The following is a 24,880-nucleotide window of genomic DNA, read 5'->3' on the forward strand; positions in this document are numbered from 1 at the left end:
GCAGGAGGTTGATCTCTTACCATTTAGTGAACCGTTGCTCCCTGAGTTATGCAACGACTGATGACTTGTCGTGTGACATAATCGCCTTGAGTGGCACCATAAAGAGAATTAAAATGTTTTGCCAGCAAAATTACCCATCCAGATAGACGAAAATCCATGCGTTTTTCACTTTGATTGACTACAATTTCCATCAGCCCAAGAGCATCAGTGTCTCGTTCATTGGCATATTCTTCCATAATGATACGAGCAACTTGCAAGTCTTTATCTTTTGTTGGCCAGTTCTGGTTCATGGGTACTCCCTCATTATTTCACGGTATGTCAAGGCTCAGCTTTTTATTTGTAATACAAATCTGGGGATAGATGTGTAAATTACAAGTGTTAGAAGACTGAAGAAATAGCATTATGCCATAATTTGTATAATTTATCAATATAATGTATAAATTTTTATCAAAAATTAATTTAAAAAAAAGTATGATAAAGATCTCATGCCACACAGTATTTTTTAGCAGATTGGACTGATTTAGAATTTTAAAGCGCAGTTTACATGCAATAAATGAGTATTTTGAAACGCCAAAATAAGCCCAAAAATACAAAAAAAACGAAGCTGAATAAGAAGCTGTGCTGCTTCTGTCTTTTATATTTTGGAGAGGACAGAACAAAGAAAACATTGTACTATTATTATTTATTGTTTCCATTTTAATTTTTTAACGGCGGCCCCTCATTACAAAGGTTTATGACCTAGAGCACCGAATAATTTAAAGGTGTACCGCCAATATTTGGCTTAGAATAGAGCAATTGTATTGATTTGTATGCAATTTCTACGTCCCTCGGCTCGTCCGCGGGAACCAGAAATCTCTCAGCATCACAATTCTGCGGCCAAGCCGCAGAACGTAGAGACGGAGTTAATATTTTTGATTCATCAATAATCAAATTTAACTTGTACATATTTAAATCATTCGGTGTTTTAGAGCGTGACGACACGCTCTAAAACTTTCCGGCATAAAAATGATATTGGGATGCATGTTCCGCTAAAAAATATAAATGAAAAGTCGATAATTTTATAACATTTTAATGAGGAAACCATTTTTAGATGACTTTTAAAATTGCCCCTTCACTTTTATCAGCAGACATGACACGCTTGGGTGATGAAGTTGAAGCCGTCATGCAGGCAGGCGCAGACATGATTCACTTTGATGTTATGGATAATCACTATGTTCCAAATCTGACATTTGGACCAGCATTCTGTGCTGCCTTATTAAAACGTTTTCCGAATTTACCGGTAGATGTTCATTTGATGGCAACTCCTGTCGATGCATTAATTACGTCATTTGCCAAAGCTGGAGCTAAACGAATTAGTATTCATCCTGATGCCACCATTCATCTTGATCGTAGTTTACAGTTGATTCGAGATGAGGGCTGTGAAGCAGGCTTGGCCTTAAATCCCTCAACTTCGATTGAACATCTGCAATGGTGTGCCTATCATCTGGATTTTGTCTTGATAATGACAGTCAATCCGGGTTTTGGAGGGCAAAAGCTTATTCGTGAAGTTATTGACAAAATGACACAGGTAAGGAAGCAATATCCACGATTAGCTGTTTGCGTGGATGGTGGAGTAACACTGGATAACATTACCATTTTAGCTCAGGCTGGTGCTCAACAGTTTGTAGCTGGCTCTGCTATATTTAATGGCAAGGACTATGAACAGACGATAAAGAGCATGCGTGAGTCCCTGTCAAAAATTAAATAGCTTTCATGGAATGGGTTTTGAATGCGTTAGATTCTGTGCGCTTATCTTTTGTCATAGAGAAAATTTGAGCAAATCAGCCAAATTTAAAGATAAAAGATAATGGACAACCTGGTGATCTGTGAAGATTTTTTAGGTAAACACGGCCTGAAGGATTAATAAAAAAGCAATGAAAAAAATATTAATTACCATTGGTGTGATGTGGTTTCTGATGCTTCCTTGCGCCTTTTCCAGCCAAGCCTATCTCGACCGATTTCTCGCTTATAGAGAATGGAATCAAAATTTACCAGAGGCCGCTGCCGCTACAACGCCATTTCTCAGTTTTATCCGTGAAGATACCCCTTTGGCTAATAAACTGCGGGAAAAATGGCTTTATCATCTGGCAGAAAAAAAGGACTGGCCAGCCTATCACCGCTATTATCGAGATTCAGAAGATACATCTTTGCAGTGTTATGCTGAGATTGCCAAACATCATATGGGAGAGAAGAAGGAGGCTTTAAAACAAGCAAAATCCTTATGGCTCGTTGGTGAGTCTCAGCCTGCGGCATGTGATGAATTGTTTTCGTTATTGCTTCATAGTGAGGATTTTGATGAAAGCCTTATTACCCGACGCATTATCCTGGCATTGGAGAAACGCAATCTGCAATTGGCTCGTTATTTATTGAAGCAATATAAAGAACCGCGTTTGCAGGATGCAAAAACCCTCTTCATTATTTACAGGGATCCAACAAAAATTGCTCATCTGGAAACGGGTGAATTGCACGATGATTTTTATCTGTACGGTTTAAAGCGTATGGTTGCACGAAACATGGATCAAGCCATTCAATATTGGCGTCATGTTAAAACCAAAAAATTACTAAGCGAAAGCCAACAACAGTCATTTTTAGCTCACCTTGCACTATATAAGGCCATAAGAGGTCATGATGATACCTATGAGTGGTTCAGGAAAGTGGAACCGGCCAATTATAATGACAGTTTGCTGGACTGGCAGATAAGATTTGCTCTTAAGCGACAGAACTGGGCTCAGGTGCAACAGTTGATTGCTCATTTCGGCGTAAAGAATGAGCTATGCTGGCAATATTGGCTGGCAAGATCCCTTGAGGCCCAGGGACAAAAGAGTAAAGCGAAAGCCTTGTATCAGGAATTGGCGAAAACTCGTCATTATTATGGATTTCTAGCCAGCTTGAAATTAAACCAGTCCTTTTATTTTGATAATGAAAACCCCGTGATTGATATGTCTCTTCTTAAAGTCTATCAACCTTTTCTTGAGCATATAAAGACTCAGTATCATTCCAATAAAAAGCTCGAGGCATCAAGGCTATTAAATGACTTTATCAGTGAACTGCCTAAAAATGAAGCAAGTGCTCTGACCTACTGGGTAGCCTATGAATTAGAATGGCCAGGGAAATCTGTTTATTTAAGTAATGTTTATGAGGCGCTGAATAATCAGCTTACGCTTCGCTTTCCTTTATCTTATAGAGAAACCGTGAATAATTTTGCCAGAAACTATACCATTCGACCTGAATTTATTTATGCGATTATTCGTCAGGAAAGTGCATTTCGTCCTGATGTCACATCCAGAGCAGGAGCACGTGGGTTAATGCAGATTATGCCAGGAACTGCAAAAATGGTGGCCAAAAAAGAAAACATTTCTTATCAGAATCAGCAGCAACTGTTTTCGCTCAGAAAGAACATTAACATTGGAGTTGCTTATCTTCAGCTATTGTCTAAACGCTTTAACCGGCATCCTCTTTTAATTGCCGCGGCTTATAATGCTGGCCCGGAGCAGGTCAATTACTGGCTGAAAAATCATCCGCCAAAGGCCGTTGATGTCTGGATAGAAACATTACCTTGGCATGAAACACGTAATTATTTGAAAAATGTGATTGCTTTTTATGCTGTATATCAATATCGATTGCAAAAAAAACCTGATTTAAGGGAATTTATGGCTCCCATTTAAATCATTCTGCGCTCCAGGAAACCCCCTAGGCAATGAACTATAATTTTCTTAATTAGATGCCGACAAGGAATGGTATGGGCCAAAAAGCGTCTCAATATATAAGAATTTTCTTATGTGGCGATGTCATGACAGGAAGGGGCATCGATCAAATTTTACAATATCCCGCTGAACCGCAGCTTTATGAAAGTTATGTTCATGATGCCAGAGAATATGTTCGTCTTGCTGAAGCAATTAACGGTAAGATACCCCGGTTGGTTCATGGTGACTATCTATGGGGAGATGCCCACCAGGAATGGGAGCGACATCGACCCCATTTACGCTTAATTAATCTGGAAACCAGTATTACTGCAAGCCCCACTCCCTGGTTAAATAAGGGTATCCATTACCGAATGAGTCCGGAAAATATTAACGCCTTGACCTCTGCAAAGATTGATGTTTGTGCTTTGGCTAATAATCATATCCTCGATTGGGGTGTCGAGGGACTACATGAAACCTTGCAAACACTGACAAAAGCCTCTATTCAATTTGCTGGCGCAGGAGAGCAGCTTGACAAAGTGCAGGCTCCCGCTGTTATAAATATCGCTCATGGGGGGAGAATATTGATCTTTTCTATGGGAGTGGAATCCAGTGGGATTCCAAGGGAATGGCAGGCTACATCTCACCGTCCAGGTGTATGGTTGCTCAATGATTTGAGTTTAAATACCTTCTTGCACATTAAAAACAGGATCATGGCATTTAAAGGCACTCAGGATCTTTGTATTGTCAGCCTTCATTGGGGAGGAAATTGGGGTTACCAAATTCCTTCTCTTCATCAAAAGTTTGCCTATCTTCTTATCAATGAAGCAGGTGTTGATGTTGTTCATGGACATTCTTCGCATCATCCTATGGGGATAGAGATATATCGAGGCAAACTCATTTTTTATGGCTGCGGTGATTTTATAAATGATTATGAAGGTATCTCTGGTTATGAAGAATTTAAGAGCGATTTAGCCTTAATGTATTTTCTCGAACTTGAGGCTGAGACAAGAGAACTAAAAGGACTTGAAATCGTGCCAATGAGCTTAAAAAAATTCCGTCTTCATTATGCCTGTTTTAAAGATTGTCGATGGGTTATGCAAATGTTGCAACGAAAATCGCCGTTTCCCTTAGAAAAACTTCAATTAAATGATGATGGCAGAATATATTTGGAAAGAAGCTGAAAAAAACAATCAAGGGGATTTTGCATGTCTAATGAGCATACGATGAATTTCATTCTGGATAAAGAGTTAAAGACGGTCATGCCCCTCGTCCAGGAAGCGGGAAAATTGGCTCGAAGCATTCGCACAGGACATTATAAAGTTCACTATAAAGAAAAAAGTCAGGGGCCTGTCACTGATGCCGATCATGCAGTCAGTGAGTTATTGCTTGAAAAAATCGGCAGGGAATTTCCTGATGATCTTTTAATCTCTGAAGAAGCATCCCAGCATGAAGGAGCCGCTCAGTCTGAACGTATCTGGTTTATTGACCCAATTGATGGAACAAAAGAATTTATAGAAAATCGTGATGAATGGTCAATTATGGTTGGCCTGGCCATCAAGGGAGTCGCTTGTCTTGGTGTGGTCTATCAGCCTGATAGAGATAAGCTGTATTATTCGGCTAAAAATAAAGGCTCATTTCTTAAAACGCCTCAAGGCTTTAAAACCTTGAAAATACGTTCTGTATCTCAGCCTGAAGAGGCTGTTTTAATTCAATCTCGCAGTCACTGGAGCTCCAAGGTCGATGATGTGGCTAAGGCCTTGGGCATTTCCAGAACATCAAAGCTTGGCTCAATTGGACTTAAATTGGGAAAAATAGCAGAAGGAACAGCGGATCTTTATTTGAACTTTTCTTGTCATTGTCATTTATGGGATCTTTGTGCACCTGAAGCGATTTTGACAGAAGCTGGAGGATTACTCATTTTATCATCAGGAGAAAAACCATTTTATGGCTCGGAAGAAACGCAAATGAAAAAAAGTTTTCTGGCAACCAATAAACAATTGTTGGATAAAGTCTATCCTTTTTTAAAATAACTGTATTCTATAAATACTGGAATCCATGCGAAGCTTCGTATGGACCCCGTTATCAAGTAGCGGGGATTCGATCCCTAAAAAAATGGCTAAATACATTTAAAAGAGAATTGTTTCCGATGAGGGTGGAGAATAATCCATATTTGTCGAGCCCAGGTCCCATAAAGGGCATTAGATCGTAAAAAATAGCGTTCACATTCTATTAAAAGAAAGGGAGATTGAGATATGGATATGAAACTTTTTGCGCTTCATTCTTCCAAAGAATGGGGGGAAAAAATAGCTCGTCATTTAGCAATTCAGATGGCTTCTCATGAAGAAAGGGATTTTGAAGATGGTGAGCATAAGGTACGTTCGCTTGAAAATGTGCGGGGATGTGATGTTTTTGTTGTCCAATCCTTGTTCAGTGATCAACAGCAAACGGTCAATGACAAGATTTGCCGACTTTTGTTTTTTATTGGCTCATTAAAAGCGGCCTCTGCCGCACGAGTAACGGCAGTCATTCCCTATTTTGCCTATGCTCGCAAGGATCGGAAAACAAAAAGCAGGGATCCTGTGACCATACAATATATGGCTCAAATGTTGGAAGCAGTGGGAACGGATCATGTTCTTACCATGGACATTCATAATCTTGCTGCTTTCCAGAATGCATTTCGTATTCCTACGGATCATCTGGAGGCCATGGTTTTGTTCGCACCTTATTTTAGGCACAGCTTAAAGGATAAGGACATGGTGGTTGTATCTCCGGATGCTGGAGGTCTTAAACGTGCAGAGCAATTCAGAGAGCTGTTATCTGATTTAATGCAACGAGAGATCAAAAAAGCGTTTTTATCTAAAAAAAGAAGTGAAGGAGAAGTTAGTGGTGGGCAGGAAATTGTTGGTGATGTACGCGAAAAAATTGCAATCATCATCGATGATATCATCAGTTCCGGAACCACCATAGGGCTTGCAGTAGAGGCTTTACATCAGCAAAAGGCCAAAGTGATATGGGTTTGCGCCAGTCATGGGGTTTTTGTCAAAGGAGCCAATGATGTTATCGATGATCCAAGAATAGAAAAAATAATGGTCACCAACAGTATTTCCTCATTTCGTCTGAAAGATTCCTTGAGGGAAAAAAAAGTAGAGATGATGGATGCTTCGCTTTTGTTTGCGCAAGCGATAAAGAGAATACATGAAAATGGATCCATTGTAGACTTGCTGGAAGAATTTCCATATCAATGAGGTTAAAGTATAAAAGCCGCATATTGCAGGTATTTTTTGGCGTTTCGCTGCCATTTATCTTTATCTGAAACCCGTGGGTCATCAAGATGCCAGGCAGAAATTTTTGCCCGCACACAAGCACGAAGACTTTGATAGAAGGATAAAAGCTTTGCTGAGGGTTGATCATTCGTTTTTTTTTGATAAACATCAAAAAAAAATTCACCAATATCTGCTCTGCCTAACAAATCACATTCAAGGGTTAAATAGGATAGTTCATCGACTGGATCCATTTTTCTTAGTTCGGGGTCAAATTCGAGACGATCCACAAATATCGGTGGGGAAATAAGACAAATATGCTCTGGACGTAAATCGCCATGACAATCAATGATTTTTCCCTGCATCTCCCGTTGTTTCAGTTCATCGGACAACTCACAAAGAAGATGAAACTGGGCAGAGTGAATGGCTTGAACTTGTATTTGATCCAAACCATATTGTGATCTAGTGAGCGCGTTGAAATTGTCGGTGACGTATCGATTTAATTGTTTTCTGTAATCATTGTTCTTTATTTTCTCAGGTGCAGATTGTTTATAAAATCGAGTGAGGGTCAATGCCGCTTCTCTAAGTTTTGTTTCGTCAATTTTGTCTTGCTTAATTTGTTGTTTTAATGTTTTATCCTGGGGAAAACGCTGCATTTTAAGCAGCCAATCGACCACTTTCCCCTTTATGTCTTGACCTACAGGGTAAAATTGCTGTTTATTCTGACATAAAGCCGTTGCTTCTATATAAAAGCCTGGCGCTAAATCTTGGTTGATTTCCAGCTCACAGAGACAGTTCAAATAACGGGCGTCTAATTTTCTTAAATCGAGAAAAGAATATTGGATGGGTTTTTTAAGCTTAAAAGCATGTTCTTCAGTTAAAAATACCCATGACATATGGGTTTCAATGGCTTCAATCTTTTTACATGGTTTTTCATAAGACTCAGTCTTTTTCAGAAACTCAACTTTTTTCTCCAATTCTTCCCAGGGAGTGGCCTGGTGATTTGTCTCATTATTCATGCCTGGTCCCTTAGCTGAGAAAAGTGGACAAATAAACAGCTTAATTTTTATATAACTCTAACCGGGGTTTATATATTTTTTATAGCATATAAAACTGATATTAAAAGAGAGAAGGCCGATGAGGCGAAAAATGACCTGTTGTCAGTTCTGCTTTTAATACGATAAATTTTGTTTAGGATTGGGTGTTACGTATGTATCGCCAGATGAGATGGTTTGCTTGCTTTACTGCTTCATCAGCGGCCTGTTTTGGTGTTTTTAAACCGGCAAATAATGTTTCAAGGGCTGCTTCATTAACTGCCCTGATTTGGTGTTGAGGAATCAGTGTATTTGTTTTCAGATGTTCGCTGCTTGTGGTTAAATCCGCTTGTGCCAGTTTTAATACGGGATGCTGACTTATGGAGCTGATGGCAGCATATTGCCCGGTTAATCCAAGCGGTAAATAACCGCTGTGCTCATGCCAGCGTTTTTGTACATCAGGCCGGGAAAGATAGTGCAAAAAAAGCGCAATTCCCTTTTCTTTTACGGCAGGACGTTCTGCTGTCACCCATAATGCAGCACCGCCGGCAACATTGGCATGCCTTGTTTGACTCACCTCAGTATCCAGCGGTAATAAAGCCACGCCCAGACGAAAAGGTACTATTTCTGAAAGGCTGTTATAGCCGCCAGATGATTGACTGTACATGGGGCATACATTACTGGTGAACAATACCGTAGCATCATCTGCCCGGCCACCATAGCGGAAATAGCCAAGCTCCTGCCAGTGTTTCAATCGTGCAAGATGAGCGACAAAATAAGGAGAGTTATATATAGCACGTAGAGGCATGTTTTCAGTTGTCGCTATTCCATGAATAGCCAGATAAGATTCAACCAATATCCAGGCAGGTTGTGCGCTGGTATAGGCGCAACGATAACCGGCATTTTTTAGTTTTTCAGCTAATTTTTCCAGTTCTTGCCAGCTGTGGGGAAAATTGCGTTGATCGTATCCTATTTTTTTCAAGACTTCAGCATTGTAATAAAGCACGGGGACAGAAAGATTTAATGGAAATGCCATCAATTCACCGTTTTTACTGTAAAAATGGCGTACGGCAGGGATAATATCATTAGTGGGCAAAGGGATATGTTGTTCCTTCATCAGTTGAGCTACAGGTTTTATAATTCCTTTTGGTTTAAGCATGGTTGCTGCACCAACTTCAAACACTTGTACCATGTCGGGAGGCTGGTGAGCCCTGAAAGCAGCTGCAAAGCTGGTTAAAGTTTCAATATAATCGCCTTTATAAACCGGTTTGATAAAATATTGGTCTTGTTGCTGGTTAAAATCATAGGCTAGATGACGAATTTCGTTTCCCAGGTGACCTGCCATTGCATGCCACCATATGATATTTATTCGTTTGGCGCATAGAGGAAAACTTAAAAAAAACACGATGGTCGCTGCCAGGATTCTGAAGCGATTTTTTTTTTGAAGAAAATAAAATTTTTTTATCATATCAGTAAATCTGGGTAATCGCTGAATATAGCATCCACGCCCCAATTGAACAGTTTATTAGCCAACCGCTTACGGTTAACGGTATAGGAAAATACCCGATATCCATGATTTTTGATGGTTTTTACCCGTTCTTCGGTTAAGATTCTATGATTAAGATGGACAGAATAGCAATAGAGCTGCTCTGCTTTTTGTTCCCAGCCTTCATCCCACTCATGAAGTAAAAAACCCAAAGGCATTTCAGGAGAAATGCTTCGGCTCAGCGCCAGAGCCTCCCAATCAAAGCTTGAAACAAGAGGTAAATCCTTATTTTGAGGCCAGTAACGATTGATATGACTTAGCACTGTGATCGTGGTTTGCTTGCTGGTTCCAGGATAAGGTTTGATTTCAATGTTTGCCTGGACCTCGGAAAATGCCAGCCATTTTAAAACATCACGGAAATGAGGAATTTTTTCGTGACGAAATCGCCTTGAAAACCATTTCCCAGCATCAAGGCTTTCAAGATAACTGGACTCTGCAAGTCCAAATTGGCCGCGACCGTTGGTTGTTCGCTTTAGATTTTCATCATGAAACACGAATGGTTCCCCATCGACACTGCACATCACATCAAATTCAATCATGCGACAACCCAAGGCAAGCGCTTTATTAAATGCGGCCATGGTATTTTCCGGAGCATAACCTGAAGCTCCGCGGTGCCCTATAACTTTTTGCGATAAAAACAAATTAATCCTCCGTCGTACGGTTGGAGGCTACGACAACCATGGCTGTCATGATTAATTCATTACTGACGCTTACCTGTGGCGCGGGTGTAGCTGCCATGACCATTGCATTCATTTCACGAGCCTGAAAGGCTTTGGGTTGTATGGGTTGATCGCCTTCCATAAAAATGAGCTGTGACAGACTGTAATTTTGACCTGGGTAATTTTTATTAATGCGCTTAAGTTCATTATTGATTTGCTGATACAGTTGTTCACGTATTTTTCCGCGTACATTTTGTATTTCTTCAAGGCTTGGTTTAAATTCGACATTAGCAATACTGTAATTTGCACCGGGCTTGCTCACTGATTTGGCATTATTATAAACATCCGTTAAAGCCTCTTGTGGAACTCGTGCTTGAGCATTGACCGTCAATTTTTCAAGTCCGGAACTATCCTGGGAGCGATCAAATCTTGTTAACTGCCAATCACCCTGGGCTATTTTATTTAAACTGCTCATGATATCAGCACGTGCTTTGACCAAATCTGCACTGGACAGCGTGGCGTTGATATCAACACTTAATAAAGCCGTTTGAGTCGTGACCCACTGCTTGGCGGATATTTGAAAAATAATTTTATCCAGAGGTATGTCAGACTTGTTTCCAGCATGGGCCAATGGTATCAGTATCAGGCACATCAATATTAAGGCTATTTTTTTCATCATATCTCCGGTTGATTGACGGATTTCATTCTTAACGCCATAGTATGAGCAAAAATGAGGCCCGTATCAACTTATTAGACGAACATTGATTTATTGATTTAATGATAGAAAAAGTCTATAACTTTAACCAAAAATATTTTCTGTCTGGAGTGTTTCTCATGATGTCTTTCGATAATAAAAAGAACCCCGTCGATTTTATGGATAGCCATGATTTCCTCGATTATGCCATGGAAAGAGGATTTGGTGATTTGCATTTCAAAGTCGACAGTGAACTGGGCATGAAAGCTATTATTGCAATTCACAGCACCAAGCTGGGCCCTGCACTGGGAGGATGTCGTTTTATTGAATATCCGAATACGATGGCTGCTCTTAAGGATGCCATGCGACTTGCCCGCGGTATGAGTTATAAAGCAGCTTCTGTTAATTTACCCCTGGGGGGTGGAAAGGCAGTGATTATCAAGCCGCAGAGGAGCTTTGATCGCGCCAGCTACATGCATGCTTTCGGCAAATTTGTGAATGAGCTGAACGGCCGTTATATCACAGCTCTGGATAGCGGTACTGAATTGGCCGATATGGACATTATTGCTGAGCATACTTCTTATGTGGCCAGTCTTTCCAAATCTAACGGGGATCCCTCTCCCTATACAGCCTTGGGTGTGTTGCGCGGCATACAGGCGGCTGTGGCTTTCAAGTTAGGAAAAGATAGCCTGAAAGGTCTTCATGTGGCTGTTCAAGGGCTTGGACATGTCGGCTATCAGTTATGTCGATTGCTGTCTGAAGAAGGTGCAAAACTGAGTATTTACGATGTTAACCCGGCGGTGGTGAGTAAAGCGGTCGAAGAGATGGGCGCTCAGGCTGTAAATGCGGATCAGATTTATAAAATTCCCTGCGATGTTTTTTCTCCCTGTGCGCTTGGAGCTGTGATCAATGATATGAGTATTAATCAACTGCAAACATCGATCATTGCTGGAGCTGCTAATAATCAGCTTGCTCATGCCTCTCATGGTAAGCTGCTTCATGAAAAGGGCATTCTTTTTGCCGTTGACTATGTGTTGAATGCGGGAGGACTCATTTACGCTGCCAGCAAGTATTTAAATACCACAATTCGGAATGTAAATGAACAAATTGATGGGATATATACTTCCTTAATGGAAATTTTTCATCGTTCTGCACAAGAAAACTTGCCAACCAGTGAAATTGCCGATACCTTGGCTCAGGAGAAATTAGCATAAGGTAATGAGACGTGAAGCACTTATCCCTTACACCAGAGTTGTATGATTACATGCTTGATGTTTCCCTGCGCGAACATCCTGTTTTACACGAGTTAAGAGAAGAGACTTCTCGTTTGCCCTTGGCGGCCATGCAGGTGGCGCCTGAGCAGGCTCAGTTTATGCAAATGTTGTTGCAAATCCTTAAAGCCAGATACGTTTTAGAATTAGGCACTTTTACCGGTTATTCTGCCTTGGCGATGGCACTGACTTTACCTGAAGACGGAAAGCTGATTACCTGTGATATCAGTGAAGAATGGACAAGCCATGCCTATCCTTTCTGGAAAAAAGCGGGTCAGGATAAAAAAATTCATTTGCGTCTTGGGAAAGCGCTTGATTCAATGAATCTTTTGCTTGAAGAAGGATGGCAGCACGGTTTTGATTTTATATTTATTGATGCCGACAAAACCAATTACACCCAATATTATGAGTTAGCTTTGAAACTCATTCAACCAGATGGTCTGATAGCCATCGATAATATTTTTTGGGGCGGTAAGGTGATTGACGAAAATGAAACAGGGGGGCAGACTCGGGAAATACGAAAGCTCAATCAGCTGATTAAGTGTGATGATCGTGTTTCAGTCAGTCTGCTTGCCATTGCAGATGGATTGTTTCTGTTGAAACCAAAGAAAAAATGAATTCTCTGAGGATATCCATGATAATGATGGATTGTTTTTTATCTAAGGCCATTTTACCTGGAGTTAATGGATAGAAGAAATATATGTCTTGAGAAAAGACAGCCCGAAAAATGTCCTGTTTTTCAAATATATGAAAAAGGAGTGCCTCATGTACAAGTCAATGAATGAAAATCCCTGCCAGTTGGATGGATTTGCTTTTTTAGAGTTTTCCGGCCCGGATAAACATCAGCTCCATCAACAATTCAAGAAAATGGGGTTTTCTATTGCAGCTAAACACCAACAGCTGGATATTGTCATATATCAGCAAGGAGACATTCAATTTATTGTCAATGCCGAGCCAAACTGCCAGGCTGCCTCGCATGCCAAAACGCACGGGGCAGGGGCTTGTGCAATGGGCTTTCGCACAAAGAATGCAGCAAAGGCTTATCAGCACGCCATAGAGCAAGGGGCTGAACCTTTTGAAGAAAAATCGCCGGAAAATCATGGTTTATTGGCCATTAAGGCAATAGGTGGTAGTGTCATTTATTTTGTTGATGATGCCTCTACTCCTTTTGCAGGGCAGTGGAATGAAACAACCCTTTCTGATTTCAAAGGCAGTGGTCTTAAAGCCATCGATCACCTTACACATAATGTCTTTCGCGGTAATATGGATAAATGGGCTGAATTTTATGAGTCCATCTTTAATTTTCAGGAAATTCGTTTTTTTAATATTAAGGGTAAAATGACCGGGCTTGTCAGCCGGGCATTATCAAGTCCTTGCGGTAAAATAAAAATTCCCTTGAATGAGTCCAAAGATAACCAGTCGCAAATTGAAGAATTTCTTCATGAATATAAAGGCGAAGGCATTCAACACATTGCTTTAAACTGTGAGGATATTTACAGTACTATCCAGCAGTTGAGAGAGCAGGGTGTTGATTTCTTGGATGTTCCTGATACGTATTATGAAATGATTAATGCCCGAATACCCTGGCATCATGAATCGCTGGAACAACTTCAACAGCAACGTATCTTGATTGATGGTGAAAGCGAACCTTCCAGCGGATTGTTATTACAGATTTTTACCGAAAATATTTTCGGTCCTGTATTTTTTGAAATCATTCAACGCAAGGGAAATGAAGGTTTTGGTGAAGGTAACTTTCAAGCTTTATTTGAAGCCATTGAAAGAGATCAAATCAAACGTGGAACCTTAAACGAATCAGCTTGGGAGGATGTATGAAACTCGCCAGTCTAAAATCGATATCTAGTCGTGACGGTGAACTATGCGTGGTGAATCGTGCCTTAACCATAGCTGTTCGCGTACCTCAGATTGCTCCTCACTTACAATATGCTCTGGAGCATTGGCAAACCTGTGAGCCTGCTTTACAGGAGGTTTATCAGCAATTAAACGATAATCTTATAGAAGAGCATTTTCCCTTTAAAGTGGAACAAATGGCATCTCCCTTGCCGCGTGCTTATCAATGGGCCGACGGAAGTGCTTATGTCAATCATGTTGAACTTGTGCGTCGGGCACGAGGCGCTGAAATGCCAGAAAATTTCTGGACGGATCCTTTAATGTATCAAGGCGGCTCCGATGGTTTTATTGGTCCTGGAGATCCGATTTCAGTAAGAGATGAAAGCTACGGCATTGATTTTGAGGCAGAAATTGCCGTTGTAACCGATGATGTACCCATGGCTATAGACGAGGAAGCAGCTATTGGACATATTAAGTTAATCATGCTGGTTAACGATGTTTCCTTACGTCATTTGATACCTGCTGAAATCGCCAAAGGGTTTGGTTTTTTTCAATCCAAGCCGGCGAGCAGTTTTTCACCGGTTGCCGTTACTCCTGATGAACTTGGTTTGCACTGGGATGGTTATCGTGTGCATTTGCCATTACTAAGCCATCTTAATGAGGAATTATTCGGACAGCCTAATGCTGGGCAGGACATGACCTTTTCTTTTCCTCAGCTGATTAAACATGCCGCTAAAACCAGAAGTCTTGCAGCAGGCACAATTATTGGCTCGGGAACTGTATCCAATGTGGATCGCAGTAAAGGCTCTTCCTGCATTGCTGAACGAAGAATGCTGGAGATTATTGAATACGGTCAGCCAAAAACGGAATTCATGCGTTTCGGTGACAAAATACGCATTGAAATGCTGGATGAGCAGGGCAACAGTATTTTTGGAGCCATTGATCAACAGGTTGAATATTATCCGGTTGAGAAATCATAACATTTTTGTTTTTTGATGAGCAGTGAAATCATGATGATAAAACTTTATGATTATTTTCGATCGACGGCTAGCTATAGAGTCAGGATTGCCTTAAACCTTAAGCAACTCCCACATGAAAAAATTCCAATACATCTGGTGCTTCATGGGGGTGAACAGCATCAACCGGCTTATCGCAAGATGAATCCTCAAGGTTTAGTTCCTTCTCTTACAGTGGATCATATGGTTTTAAGCCAGTCTTTGGCCATTATTGAATATCTTGATGAAATTGCGCCTGACCCACCATTATTACCTGAGCTGCCCATCGAAAAAGCTACGGTGCGAATGTTGGCGCAAATGATTGCCTGTGATATTCATCCGCTTAATAATTTAAGGGTGCTAAACCGCTTAAAAGAACAGTTTAAAGCGGATGAAGAGCAGAAGCTTCAATGGTATCATCATTGGCTTAAAATAGGTTTTGAGGCACTTGAAGCACGGCTGCAAGACATTGATCGAACTGTCCCGGTGTGTTTTGGTGATAAAGTCTCATTGGCTGATCTCTGCTTGGTTCCTCAAGTCTATAATGCCAAACGCTTTGCTTTGCCACTGGATGATTTTCCCCTCATCCAGCAGATCAATGAGCATTGTCTGACTAAAGAAGCCTTTTATATGGCTGCCCCGCAAGACACATGATTTATATAAACGGATAATATCCTCTCGCCATTAAAAGAATGCCTAAGATAGCTGCTATGCCAATAATGACGTAATAGCTTTTACCCGTATAGGCTTTCTTGGCAAAGCGAAGCATGGCTTCAGGATATGCCAGCCAAAGGATGGATTTTATTAATATGAGCCACGCTAGAAAGGTGACGATAACATCAGGTTCCCAGACCCAGTGATTATGTACGGTGATTAAAAACAGTCCCAGTAACAGTCCATACGTTGCTCCGAATACAACAGAACCGCTTACCGGTTTTAAATTTCGTATCATATCTCGGTAATAGCGGGCGCGTGCCAACATGATGATGGCCATAATAATGAGATATAAACCAAAAATCTGCCCTAGTATATATGAATGAAAATCTTCAGCTGCAAAAAACATGTCTTTCTCCCTGAAAGATATTCTCTTTTTTAATTAAAGCCGGTGAAATGAATTTTTGCAAGAGATATTCAGAATTAATCTTCCATGATTTCAGAATCTTAACATCTCAGGGTGGGTCTGTGCCGTCTTTTTTTGCCTTTTTTGGGCAAACTGGTAAAAAATATCAAAAGCTCCTGATGAAATTATGGCATTTTTCATACAATTGCCCGTGTTTTATGAGTTATCTCAATTAAAACCACACTTTTGCCAGACTGACGGTTTGTATTTGATCTTCTTTTTTTTGCAGCATTTTCCAATTAGGATCGCAGCGTTGGATATGGCCAAGCAATAGACTGTTATCTTGACACCTGTAGTGAACAGGCAGATGATCATAAGATTCCTTGCTCTCAATAGCCTGGCAATAGGTACCGTTTTCCAGTATTACAGCCCATGGATAAGCGCGAGACATATCAAGAGAGGTATGAAAAATATTGTTTAAAGGTTCGTTGACGGTGATTAGAGTACTTTCCCCGTTTAAAGGAGATGTGGGGCATAAGGCCTCTTTTTTATTTCCAAAGTTTTTTGTAAAACAAGGATCATAAACTTTTCCATTGGCATGGCAGCGCCAGGCATCTTCACGCAAGATGAGTTTTGATTGTTGCAGACACTGGCCGGACTTTGTCGCATGAATGTTTATATTTGCTTGTTCATCAGATACATTAAAGGGGCGATAAAGTTTTAATAAAGTGTCTTTGGATTGAGCGGTTAATGAACATAAAAATAATAGAATCAAATAAACTCTATGCATAAGAGTGTTTCCTCGATGATTTTCTTTAGTGTACTATATTGGTTAGCATATATTTAATAACTCATGAGTTAATAATAGTATACGAGATGTTCGACTTTTTTAAAGGTGAGCGATCGCGGTATTCATTCCAGGTTTACATCGACAGCCTCCCGCACAGGAATTCAAAAAAATTGAACATCATATTTTATATATATATTAAACATTCAGTTTAACTTATTTTTGATTTATGCGGAGTATCTAATGTCAGAAGTTTTTACTGTGAAGCAATGCGTGGAAGGTGAAATCAGTGTGGATCATACTGTTACTGTCCAGGGATGGGTAAAAACACGGCGTGATTCCAAAGCAGGACTTTCTTTTATCAGCTTACAAGACGGTTCATGTTTTTCACCTATACAGATTGTGGCTGTTAAACAATTGGATAACTATGAGCAGGAAATTCTTAAATTAACTTCCGGTTGTGCAATTATAGCCACTGGGAAATTGGTTGTTTCCCAGGGTAAAGGACAATCATTTGAAGTTCAGGCCGAAAAAATAGAGGTTATCGGCTGGGTTGAAAATCCAGACAATTATCCCATACAAGCTAAGCGTCATACCTTGGAATTTTTACGTGAGGTAGCGCATTTACGCCCAAGGACAAATACCATCGGTGCTGCAACGCGTATTCGCCATTGTTTGGCACAAGCCATCCATCGATTTTTTCATGAGAAAGGCTATTTCTGGATTCATACGCCTATCATTACAGCCAGTGATTGTGAAGGTGCTGGCGAGTTATTTCGCGTGTCTACGCTGGATTTGTTGAATCTACCTAAAACAGAGAAAGGGGAAATAGATTTCAGCAAAGATTTTTTTGGTCGTGAAACTTATCTCACTGTTTCTGGTCAGTTAAATGCTGAAGCCTATTGTCTGGCGATGTCTAAAGTATACACGTTTGGACCGACTTTCCGTGCTGAAAATTCAAATACCAGTCGACATCTTGCCGAGTTCTGGATGATTGAGCCAGAATTAGCCTTTGCCACTTTAGCGGATATCTGTGATTTGAGTCAGTCATTGCTTAGATACTTGTGTAAGACCGTATTGGATGAGCGTCCTGACGACATGGATTTTTTCAATCAGTTTGTTTCTCCCGGTTGTATTGAGCGTCTGGAGCATATCGTTGAATCGGATTTTGAAATCATGACGTATACCGATGCTATAACGGCTCTTGAAAAAGCGGAGCGAACTTTTGAATTTCCAGTGCACTGGGGGCTGGATTTACAGTCCGAGCATGAACGTTATCTGGCTGAGGAATTATGCAAGAAACCAGTGATCATTACGGATTATCCTAAAGAGGTGAAGGGTTTTTACATGCGCCTTAACGACGATGGCAAGACCGTTGCGGCAATGGACGTGCTTGCACCTGGTATTGGCGAAATTATCGGGGGCAGTCAGCGGGAAGAGAGATTGCATATACTGGATCAGCGCATGGATGAATGCCATTTAGATAAGGAGTTTTATCACTGGTATCGTGATTTGCGCCGTTATGGCACAGTGCCTCATGCTGGTTTTGGTCTTGGATTTGAGCGCCTGATTAGCTATGTTACGGGTCTTCCCAATGTGCGTGACGTTATTCCATTTCCACGTACGCCCGGACATGTGGACTATTAATTTTTATTAAAATAAAACTTTTGCACAATGCACCACATCATCCAGTGGTGCTTGTGAGAATACTTAAACTCAACAAAACCTTGATTTGCTTTCAATCGACCTCTCCAAGGCGGGGCAGAGAGCCAACCCGCGGAGTTAGTATATACTAATGAAGGACCTTCAAATTTTCCTCCATCGAAATAGCGATAACCGATATCTACACTTAAATGACTTTGAGCAGGTCGGAAATTTAAACCCAGGGATCCTTGCCAGGAGAAGCTATTTACTCGATGGCTTGCCAACAGAGCTGGTGGAGCCAATAGGTATTCCAGCAACGACTATGTTTCCTATAGTATGAAAATCACGCACTTCATTGTGAGAAAAACCAATTCCATCTCCAACAAATGGCATCAGTTCAATACCCAGGAAATTAGCCCAGCTTCTATCAGGATGCAAAAAACCATTCACCAAGAGTGCACGGTTAGATAATCGGAAAAAGCGAGTTCTCTCATTACCCGTAAAACCCGGTTGACCAGCCAGAGCACCTGATTGAAATTTTTGATAATCAAATACTTCATGATTTAAATAACTAACACTAATATCAACGTATTGATGAACTTGTTTGCCAATAGCAAAAGTGTAAAAACCTCTGTCACCTAAACTGGCGTCATAACCTTGAATAGCAGGATCCCAAACAGCCGGATCCGGATTCTTAATGCCTGGTTTCTCAGTCCAAGAATAACCTGTGCTTATAGAAGCAAACCAAGGATAATCAGGGGGAACAACTTCGCCCATAGCTCCTGCATATAATGGTAATGAATTGAAAAAGGCAAGAAAGCTAAGTTTTTTATTCACAATGAAAATCTCAATATGACTATGAGTTAAACTAAATGCCGGCTTAAATCTGATCACTAACAGAAATATTGAACCAACGGCGTACACTAACAAATTATTGATTATATTTCAAAAATTTAACTATTATCTTATCCGAAGGTGACCATTAAAAAGGAATTCTTCTTCTACTTTTGCAGGAACTACGAGATCTATTTTGCAACCAGAACTTTATTAATCTCAACTCGACGTAAGCATTACTGCTAAACTTCGATAATGGTATCTTGCTTCGTTAAAAGGAGGCCAAAATGCTCGAACCAGCTCAACTAGGCCCTCCTTTTGCCTCGCAGGATATAATTTATTTCGCTTTGTCATGATGCTTACGTCGAGGTTTATTAAGAAGAAAGTTAAGGGGCTAATTTCCCTTCCTGTAATATGAACTTTTCATCCATTTTTTCTGCTAACTGCTGATCGTGCGTTACAATCACCAAAGCCGTTTTCATTTTTTCATTTATTTCAAGCATCAGCTCAAAAATTTTACTCGCTGTATGCTGATCAAGATTCCCTGTCGGTTCATCGGCAAGCACGCATTTAGGCTTGTGGGCTAAGGCTCGGGCAATGGCGACTCGCTGACGCTCGCCTCCGGAAAGCTGGGATGGCTTATGTGTTTCTCGGTTTGCCAGTCCAACATTCTTTAATATTTCATGTGCTTGCTGACGCGCATGTTCAATGGTCAAACCCGCCAGTAATAAAGGCATGGCTGTGTTCTCAAGAGCGGTAAATTCAGGAAGAAGGTGATGAAACTGATAAATAAATCCTAATTGCTGATTTCGTAACCGACAGCGTTTTTTTTCATTCAATTTCTGCCAGTTTTCATTTTGAATAAGGACTTCTCCCTGCGTGGGTTTATCAAGGCCACCTAAAAGGTGCAGTAACGTGCTTTTGCCAGAGCCTGATGGACCTACAATGGCAACTCTATCTGCAGGGCGGATGGTAAAGTCGATCCCATTCAGCACTTCTACCGTTGAAGTACCATCATGGTATGATTTATACAAATTTTGACATTCAATAATGGGTTTACTCATAATGCAGTGCCTCCGCAATGACCGTTCTTGATGCACGCCATGCCGGATAAATGGTGGCAACAAAACTCATGAATAGTGCTGCGACGCAGATATGCCACAAATCACTGATTAAAATTTTGGAAGGGAGGTAATCCACGAAATAAATACTGGATGAAAGTACCTGTACATTAAAAAAGGATTGTAAGGAATTCACAATCTCAGTGGCATTGGATGCAAGCAGCAGCCCTCCAATCATGCCCAAAACGGTACCGACAATTCCAACCATCATCCCCTGGACAATAAATATCCAAAGTATATTAGAAGGGGAGGCGCCTATTGTGCGTAAAATGGCAATTTCAGCCTGTTTGTCGTTCACCACCATCACCAGTGAAGATACCAGGTTAAATGCGGCCACAGCGATGATGAGCAATAAAATGAGAAACATCATTGTTTTTTCAAGTTTAACGGCCTGGAAAAAAGCACCGAACTGCTGTGTCCAGTTCCCCACCTGATAGGAAGGACCAAGGCGAAAGGATAGGTCCGCTGAAATTTCTGGTGCCTGATAAATCTGATTGATTTTCATTTTTACACCACTGACATTATCGCCAAGTCTTAAAAGTTTCTGCGAATCTTTCAGATTAATAAAGGCCAGCTGTGTATCAAAATTAAACCCTGACCCGGCTGAAAAAATACCTTTTACCGTGAAGCGCTTGAAACGTGGGATCATCCCTGCTGGCGTTACAGTTGCCTGCGGAATCATGATGGTGACTTTATCACCTAACATTACCCCCAGCCGATCGGCGAGACCGCGGCCGAGAATCATACCAAAATGCTCCAGATCAGACATTTTACCTGCAATCAGCTTATCCTGTAGATGGGTCACATCTTTTTCTCTTTCCGGCAGAATTCCGGTCAGAACAATGGGTAAGACCTGTCCTTCATGGGTGAGCAAGCCTTGTCCACCAACATAAGGCGCAACGGCTTTTATCCCTTTTTCCTTTTCCAGTTTTTCGGCCAGCGTTTTCCAGTCATCGATTTGATTATCCTGCCCGGTGATCGTTATTTCGGGAGCCATACCGAAGAAGCGTTGATGAATTTCCTCATCAAAGCCGTTCATTACTGAAAGCACCGTGATTAATACCATAACACCCAATGCAATTCCTAACATGGAACTTAAGGAAATAAAAGAAACAAAATGGTTCTTTTTTTTAGCACGGGTGTAACGCAGGCCAATAAATAGCGCTAAAGGTTTAAACATAACAATTGAAATTTGGTTAAAGGACTATTGTAGATAAAAAACGCTGATTAAGATAGACCATTGGAAGGATTATAATGGCTGCAATATTGAAACTGGCGCTCCGCAATGCCCATTATCTAAACTATTTCTCACTCCATTTGCTTCATTTCTATCTGAAGAAATGCCATAGTGCAAGATATCTGTTGAAAATTGCATGTTTTTTACCATTAGTGACAGGTAAAAAAAAGAAGGATGAGCTAAAATAACAATCATCCCAATAATAAAAAGGATAAGATATGAGAGCCGCTATTTTTTTATCCTCATTGCTTTTAGCCTTTCCTGTTTTTGCCATAGAAAGAGGCATTAATTACGATCCGGCACACAGTGTAATCTTTACCAAAGCTCAGGCAGCGAACAACATTGGCACAATGAAAGAAGAAGTGTCTAAAGATTTTACCATCCTTAAAAACGCAGGTTTTACGGCAGTAAAAACATTTTATTCCAGTCTGTCAACCATTGACGGCCAACGATCATTTAACTTCGCTGATTTGGCCTGTCCCGCTGGTTTGCGTTTAATGCTAGGCGTTTTTGAATTCAATCCCGACAGGGATAACTGTGCCAACTGGTGCGAAAAGGCTACTGAAATTCAGGTTGAAAAAGCGATTGAAAGTGCTAAGCAATATCCAAATTGTATTATTGGTATTGTGGTTGGAAATGAAGATATCTATAACTGGAATTTTACACAACCCAATCGAGCGATGCAGGCCAGAATCGCCAAAGATATTACGACCATTAAACAAGCTTTAACCGGGCTTAACATTCGTGTTGGTAGTGCGCAACAAGATGGCGCCTGGCTAAAACTGGCCAACGATGACCCTAATGATATTATCGGTAAAATCGATTTTCTTGGGGCCAATATTTATCCTTTCTGGAGTCCTCAGCAGCCTGATGTGCAAGCCGCTCAAACAGAATTTAACAACCGGTATGAAGCCATAAAAAACCATGCGAAATTTAAGGAAAAAGAGGTTATCGTTACGGAAGAAGGCTGGCCAAGTCATAGTTCTGATGCCCAGAATCCTCATGCAAGTCTGCTGGCAGAGCAACAATATTATCAATGGTGGCAAAGCAGAGCGGGTAGTGATAGCTTTGATTCCTACTATTTTTCCATTTTTGACAAGCAGCCTGTGGACGCAGACGCAGATAAATATTTCGGGCTGTGTACCTATGATCGGCAGAATAAAATCATTACCGTATGTGACAGTATATAAGCGAGGCTTTGCAAGAGGTTTTGTAACGGTGCTCTATGGTCTATAAGTCTTTAAGGAAGCTCGGGTTTAAGTGCAGACTGGGCGAAAAGTCATGATGCATCCTTTACTACGTTTTTTCGATTCGTCTTGTGATGGGTCTTAATGGCTGAACAATGCGCTCACATGTTCCATTTGTTTAGCATGAGTTGAACGTTGTTTACATGGGAAGTTCTTTTTTACCGCAATCCATGCCACTTCTGAGACGGTCATTCTGTCTTTTTGCAACTCAGGTATTTCTTTATAAGTCTGCTGAATCAATTCATTCAAAACACTGGCTGTAAGTTGCTTGTTTGCAGGCAGGCAAAAAAAAGGGTTATCCTGCTTTTGTGCATAGACATTTGCCTGATTTATCGTTTCAGCGATACTTTCACAGGTGATGATCAACACATTACGAGCTGAGCGAGCCCAAGCCTGGGATTGTGAATCAGCTTTCATTTCCATTTTGGGTATGTTGTCGGCAATGCTCATGTAATGATCCATGGTATCAGCATAAACCTGATGCCAAAGAAACAGAAAAAAAGCAGTGATGATGCGCATAAATAGACCCTGAATTTAATCACTCATGAGTTAATCAATCAACGATATGGTTTAACTTATATCTCTTAAAACCAATATAGATATTAATACATTTATAAGTAAGATCAATACGCGATTATTAATTGAGCGATCCAACAAAGCCATTTGAGGTATATGTCTTCATTTCTTCTGAAAGCGAGTTGGCCTCTATTTTTAGAATAGCATCCATGATTTCATCTTGGGTAAGATAGGCATTGTCTGAGCAAACATTTTTATAAATGTATCTGGTAATATCCTGTGGGAAAAAGCGAAGATTACTGGCATAGAAACTCCCTTTGGTTTTCAAAGCCCACAACTGCTCACAGAAATCACTACGCGCTTCATGAATATTTTGATACAGTTTACGCGTTAATAAATAGGCCATATCATCCATGTAACGCACTTTTACTCCTATCTCACGATTGGTGTTTTCGTCCCCATCGGAATTTATGTAACCATTTGGTTTGCACTCAATAATATCGGGAAAGCATATCTTCGCCTGCTCATAAGATTTAGTATCTTTAACTTGGAAGGTCAAACCTGGTAAACCACTGTCATGTGCATTATTTACAATTAAGTAAGCATAGTAACTGTTAAATCTCTCAACATCTGCATACAAAGTGACATTCGAAATACCTTCAACATCCTTGAGGTATTTTTCCAAAATATTCAAGCATTGAATTTTATGATGATCAATCACCGTTCTAATATTATCGATATGACCTATAACAACCAGTTCACCATTTTCGTTTTTCGAATACTCAAAGCATTCTACATTAATACCAGAATTAAATTCATTTAACGCTTGGCACAGCAATTTGTAATACTGTTTACATTGAATGGGGTAAATGGCTTTGATATTTCCCTCTTCTGTGTGCGACCAATGAACACTGGGGAATTTACGAACGCTGTTTAAAAAAGAGTTAATGTAGATGCTTTCTGTTAAATCTTTTTGACACTTCTTCAGACTAATCATGACCCGATAACTGCTCTCACCTTCAGCTCTTCTCGACTTAACTACGGATACAGCCGCCGGTAATACTTTAGATAGCTCATCATATATTAATTTTGCTTGTTTTTTTGTCATCAATTCACTAACCATTTGGGACAATTCGCCTTGCCCATTCCTTCTATTTTCCCAGCTAAAATCACGTCCATTATCTTGGTGAAATCGATCATTGATAGAACATAAAAGAGTTTCTATCTCTCGAATTAAAATGTCAGGATTAATCATTTAATATTCCAGTTGCATAAAATTAACTCAATTTATCAATAAAAACTTAAATGAATCTTAAAAATATGTCGTGAATTACGCAGATCTGAACATTGATAATTATTTAGGATTTAGGTAGGAATGAAAGGTGATTCGCTGATTAACTTCAAA

General features: G+C 40.4%; 25 protein-coding genes. 12 read left to right on the plus strand and 13 right to left on the minus strand.

Translation table 11 applies throughout. The features are described 5' to 3' along the window. Positions 1–23: 23 nt before the first annotated feature. Both E4T55_RS09195 and E4T55_RS09200 read right to left on the minus strand, forming a co-directional pair. Complete coding sequence (locus E4T55_RS09195) at positions 24–290, minus strand: hypothetical protein (RefSeq protein WP_058502628.1); 267 nt, start codon at positions 288–290, stop codon at positions 24–26. A gap of 448 nt (positions 291–738) precedes the next feature. Further along, the gene (locus E4T55_RS09200; RefSeq protein ID WP_058502626.1) at positions 739–945 is read right to left on the minus strand and encodes a hypothetical protein; all 207 of its coding nucleotides are present in this window, start codon (positions 943–945) and stop codon (positions 739–741) included. Between the two features lie 145 nt (positions 946–1,090). Here E4T55_RS09200 and rpe point away from each other — a divergent pair, with 145 nt between their 5' ends. The 5 genes from rpe (at position 1,091) to E4T55_RS09225 (ending at position 6,967) form a co-directional block, all read left to right on the plus strand. Beyond that, positions 1,091–1,747 carry a ribulose-phosphate 3-epimerase gene (rpe, locus tag E4T55_RS09205; protein WP_058502625.1) on the plus strand — a complete coding sequence of 219 codons (657 nt, stop codon included), beginning with the start codon at positions 1,091–1,093 and terminating at the stop codon, positions 1,745–1,747. Positions 1,748–1,913: 166 nt separating this feature from the next. Beyond that, the gene (locus tag E4T55_RS09210; RefSeq protein WP_058502624.1) at positions 1,914–3,704 is read left to right on the plus strand and encodes a transglycosylase SLT domain-containing protein; all 1,791 of its coding nucleotides are present in this window, start codon (positions 1,914–1,916) and stop codon (positions 3,702–3,704) included. A gap of 74 nt (positions 3,705–3,778) precedes the next feature. Next, positions 3,779–4,903: a CapA family protein gene (locus E4T55_RS09215; RefSeq protein WP_058502623.1), complete on the plus strand. Its 1,125-nt coding sequence runs from the start codon at positions 3,779–3,781 to the stop codon at positions 4,901–4,903. 24 nt (positions 4,904–4,927) lie between these two features. Next, entirely contained in the window at positions 4,928–5,752 is an 825-nt protein-coding gene (locus E4T55_RS09220; protein ID WP_082636572.1) for a 3'(2'),5'-bisphosphate nucleotidase CysQ family protein, read from the plus strand. Positions 5,753–5,974: 222 nt separating this feature from the next. After that, positions 5,975–6,967, plus strand: coding sequence for a ribose-phosphate diphosphokinase (locus tag E4T55_RS09225; protein ID WP_058502621.1), 993 nt, complete (start codon positions 5,975–5,977; stop codon positions 6,965–6,967). Positions 6,968–6,969: 2 nt separating this feature from the next. On the opposite strand, the gene E4T55_RS09230 is transcribed toward E4T55_RS09225, so the two are convergent. From E4T55_RS09230 to E4T55_RS09245, 4 genes are all read right to left on the minus strand, one after another. Next, complete coding sequence (locus E4T55_RS09230) at positions 6,970–8,001, minus strand: hypothetical protein (protein ID WP_058502620.1); 1,032 nt, start codon at positions 7,999–8,001, stop codon at positions 6,970–6,972. Between the two features lie 172 nt (positions 8,002–8,173). After that, positions 8,174–9,484 carry an extracellular solute-binding protein gene (locus E4T55_RS09235; RefSeq protein ID WP_058502619.1) on the minus strand — a complete coding sequence of 437 codons (1,311 nt, stop codon included), beginning with the start codon at positions 9,482–9,484 and terminating at the stop codon, positions 8,174–8,176. Continuing rightward, positions 9,481–10,140, minus strand: a complete 660-nt coding sequence (locus E4T55_RS09240; RefSeq protein WP_425339864.1) for a glycerophosphoryl diester phosphodiesterase — start codon at positions 10,138–10,140, stop codon at positions 9,481–9,483. Before E4T55_RS09240 ends, E4T55_RS09235 begins: the two co-directional genes overlap by 4 nt. Before the next feature lie 64 nt (positions 10,141–10,204). Beyond that, positions 10,205–10,897 carry a P-loop NTPase family protein gene (locus E4T55_RS09245; protein ID WP_058502617.1) on the minus strand — a complete coding sequence of 231 codons (693 nt, stop codon included), beginning with the start codon at positions 10,895–10,897 and terminating at the stop codon, positions 10,205–10,207. Between the two features lie 158 nt (positions 10,898–11,055). Here E4T55_RS09245 and E4T55_RS09250 point away from each other — a divergent pair, with 158 nt between their 5' ends. The 5 genes from E4T55_RS09250 to maiA all read left to right on the plus strand — a co-directional run bounded on the left by E4T55_RS09250 (position 11,056) and on the right by maiA (position 15,683). Continuing rightward, the gene (locus E4T55_RS09250) at positions 11,056–12,129 is read left to right on the plus strand and encodes a Leu/Phe/Val dehydrogenase (protein ID WP_058502616.1); all 1,074 of its coding nucleotides are present in this window, start codon (positions 11,056–11,058) and stop codon (positions 12,127–12,129) included. A gap of 11 nt (positions 12,130–12,140) precedes the next feature. Then, positions 12,141–12,803 (plus strand): class I SAM-dependent methyltransferase, encoded by a 663-nt coding sequence (locus E4T55_RS09255; RefSeq protein WP_058502615.1) that lies wholly within the window; start codon positions 12,141–12,143, stop codon positions 12,801–12,803. Positions 12,804–12,951: 148 nt separating this feature from the next. Continuing rightward, positions 12,952–14,019, plus strand: a complete 1,068-nt coding sequence (hppD, locus tag E4T55_RS09260) for a 4-hydroxyphenylpyruvate dioxygenase (protein WP_082636571.1) — start codon at positions 12,952–12,954, stop codon at positions 14,017–14,019. Then, the gene (locus E4T55_RS09265; RefSeq protein WP_058502613.1) at positions 14,016–15,014 is read left to right on the plus strand and encodes a fumarylacetoacetate hydrolase family protein; all 999 of its coding nucleotides are present in this window, start codon (positions 14,016–14,018) and stop codon (positions 15,012–15,014) included. The genes hppD and E4T55_RS09265 overlap by 4 nt, the downstream gene beginning before the upstream one ends. Positions 15,015–15,050: 36 nt before the next feature. Then, positions 15,051–15,683 carry a maleylacetoacetate isomerase gene (gene maiA, locus E4T55_RS09270; protein WP_058502703.1) on the plus strand — a complete coding sequence of 211 codons (633 nt, stop codon included), beginning with the start codon at positions 15,051–15,053 and terminating at the stop codon, positions 15,681–15,683. 1 nt (position 15,684) lies between these two features. Here maiA and E4T55_RS09275 read toward each other — a convergent pair whose 3' ends face one another. Next, a complete protein-coding gene (locus E4T55_RS09275; RefSeq protein WP_058502612.1) occupies positions 15,685–16,092 on the minus strand; it encodes a hypothetical protein in 408 nt (135 codons plus the stop codon). Between the two features lie 229 nt (positions 16,093–16,321). Continuing rightward, positions 16,322–16,879 (minus strand): hypothetical protein, encoded by a 558-nt coding sequence (locus tag E4T55_RS09280; protein ID WP_058502611.1) that lies wholly within the window; start codon positions 16,877–16,879, stop codon positions 16,322–16,324. A gap of 240 nt (positions 16,880–17,119) precedes the next feature. Here E4T55_RS09280 and asnS point away from each other — a divergent pair, with 240 nt between their 5' ends. After that, positions 17,120–18,523: an asparagine--tRNA ligase gene (gene asnS / locus E4T55_RS09285; RefSeq protein WP_058502610.1), complete on the plus strand. Its 1,404-nt coding sequence runs from the start codon at positions 17,120–17,122 to the stop codon at positions 18,521–18,523. Between the two features lie 258 nt (positions 18,524–18,781). Here asnS and E4T55_RS09290 read toward each other — a convergent pair whose 3' ends face one another. The 3 genes from E4T55_RS09290 to E4T55_RS09300 all read right to left on the minus strand — a co-directional run bounded on the left by E4T55_RS09290 (position 18,782) and on the right by E4T55_RS09300 (position 21,655). After that, the gene (locus E4T55_RS09290) at positions 18,782–19,357 is read right to left on the minus strand and encodes a porin family protein (protein ID WP_223168240.1); all 576 of its coding nucleotides are present in this window, start codon (positions 19,355–19,357) and stop codon (positions 18,782–18,784) included. A gap of 383 nt (positions 19,358–19,740) precedes the next feature. Then, on the minus strand, positions 19,741–20,418 hold the full coding sequence (lolD, locus tag E4T55_RS09295; protein WP_058502609.1) for a lipoprotein-releasing ABC transporter ATP-binding protein LolD: 678 nt from the start codon (positions 20,416–20,418) through the stop codon (positions 19,741–19,743). After that, a complete protein-coding gene (locus E4T55_RS09300; protein ID WP_058502608.1) occupies positions 20,411–21,655 on the minus strand; it encodes a lipoprotein-releasing ABC transporter permease subunit in 1,245 nt (414 codons plus the stop codon). The genes lolD and E4T55_RS09300 overlap by 8 nt, the downstream gene beginning before the upstream one ends. A gap of 275 nt (positions 21,656–21,930) precedes the next feature. On the opposite strand from E4T55_RS09300, the gene E4T55_RS09305 reads away from it, so the two are divergent. Beyond that, a complete protein-coding gene (locus E4T55_RS09305; protein WP_058502607.1) occupies positions 21,931–22,902 on the plus strand; it encodes a glycoside hydrolase family 17 protein in 972 nt (323 codons plus the stop codon). A 138-nt stretch (positions 22,903–23,040) separates the two neighbouring features. Here E4T55_RS09305 and E4T55_RS09310 read toward each other — a convergent pair whose 3' ends face one another. After that, positions 23,041–23,478, minus strand: coding sequence for a hypothetical protein (locus E4T55_RS09310; RefSeq protein ID WP_058502606.1), 438 nt, complete (start codon positions 23,476–23,478; stop codon positions 23,041–23,043). 118 nt (positions 23,479–23,596) lie between these two features. Then, a complete protein-coding gene (locus tag E4T55_RS09315; protein ID WP_058502605.1) occupies positions 23,597–24,730 on the minus strand; it encodes a hypothetical protein in 1,134 nt (377 codons plus the stop codon). Positions 24,731–24,880 lie beyond the last annotated feature (150 nt).

It is taken from the genome of Legionella israelensis, assembly GCF_004571175.1.
Lineage (GTDB): Bacteria > Pseudomonadota > Gammaproteobacteria > Legionellales > Legionellaceae > Legionella_D > Legionella_D israelensis.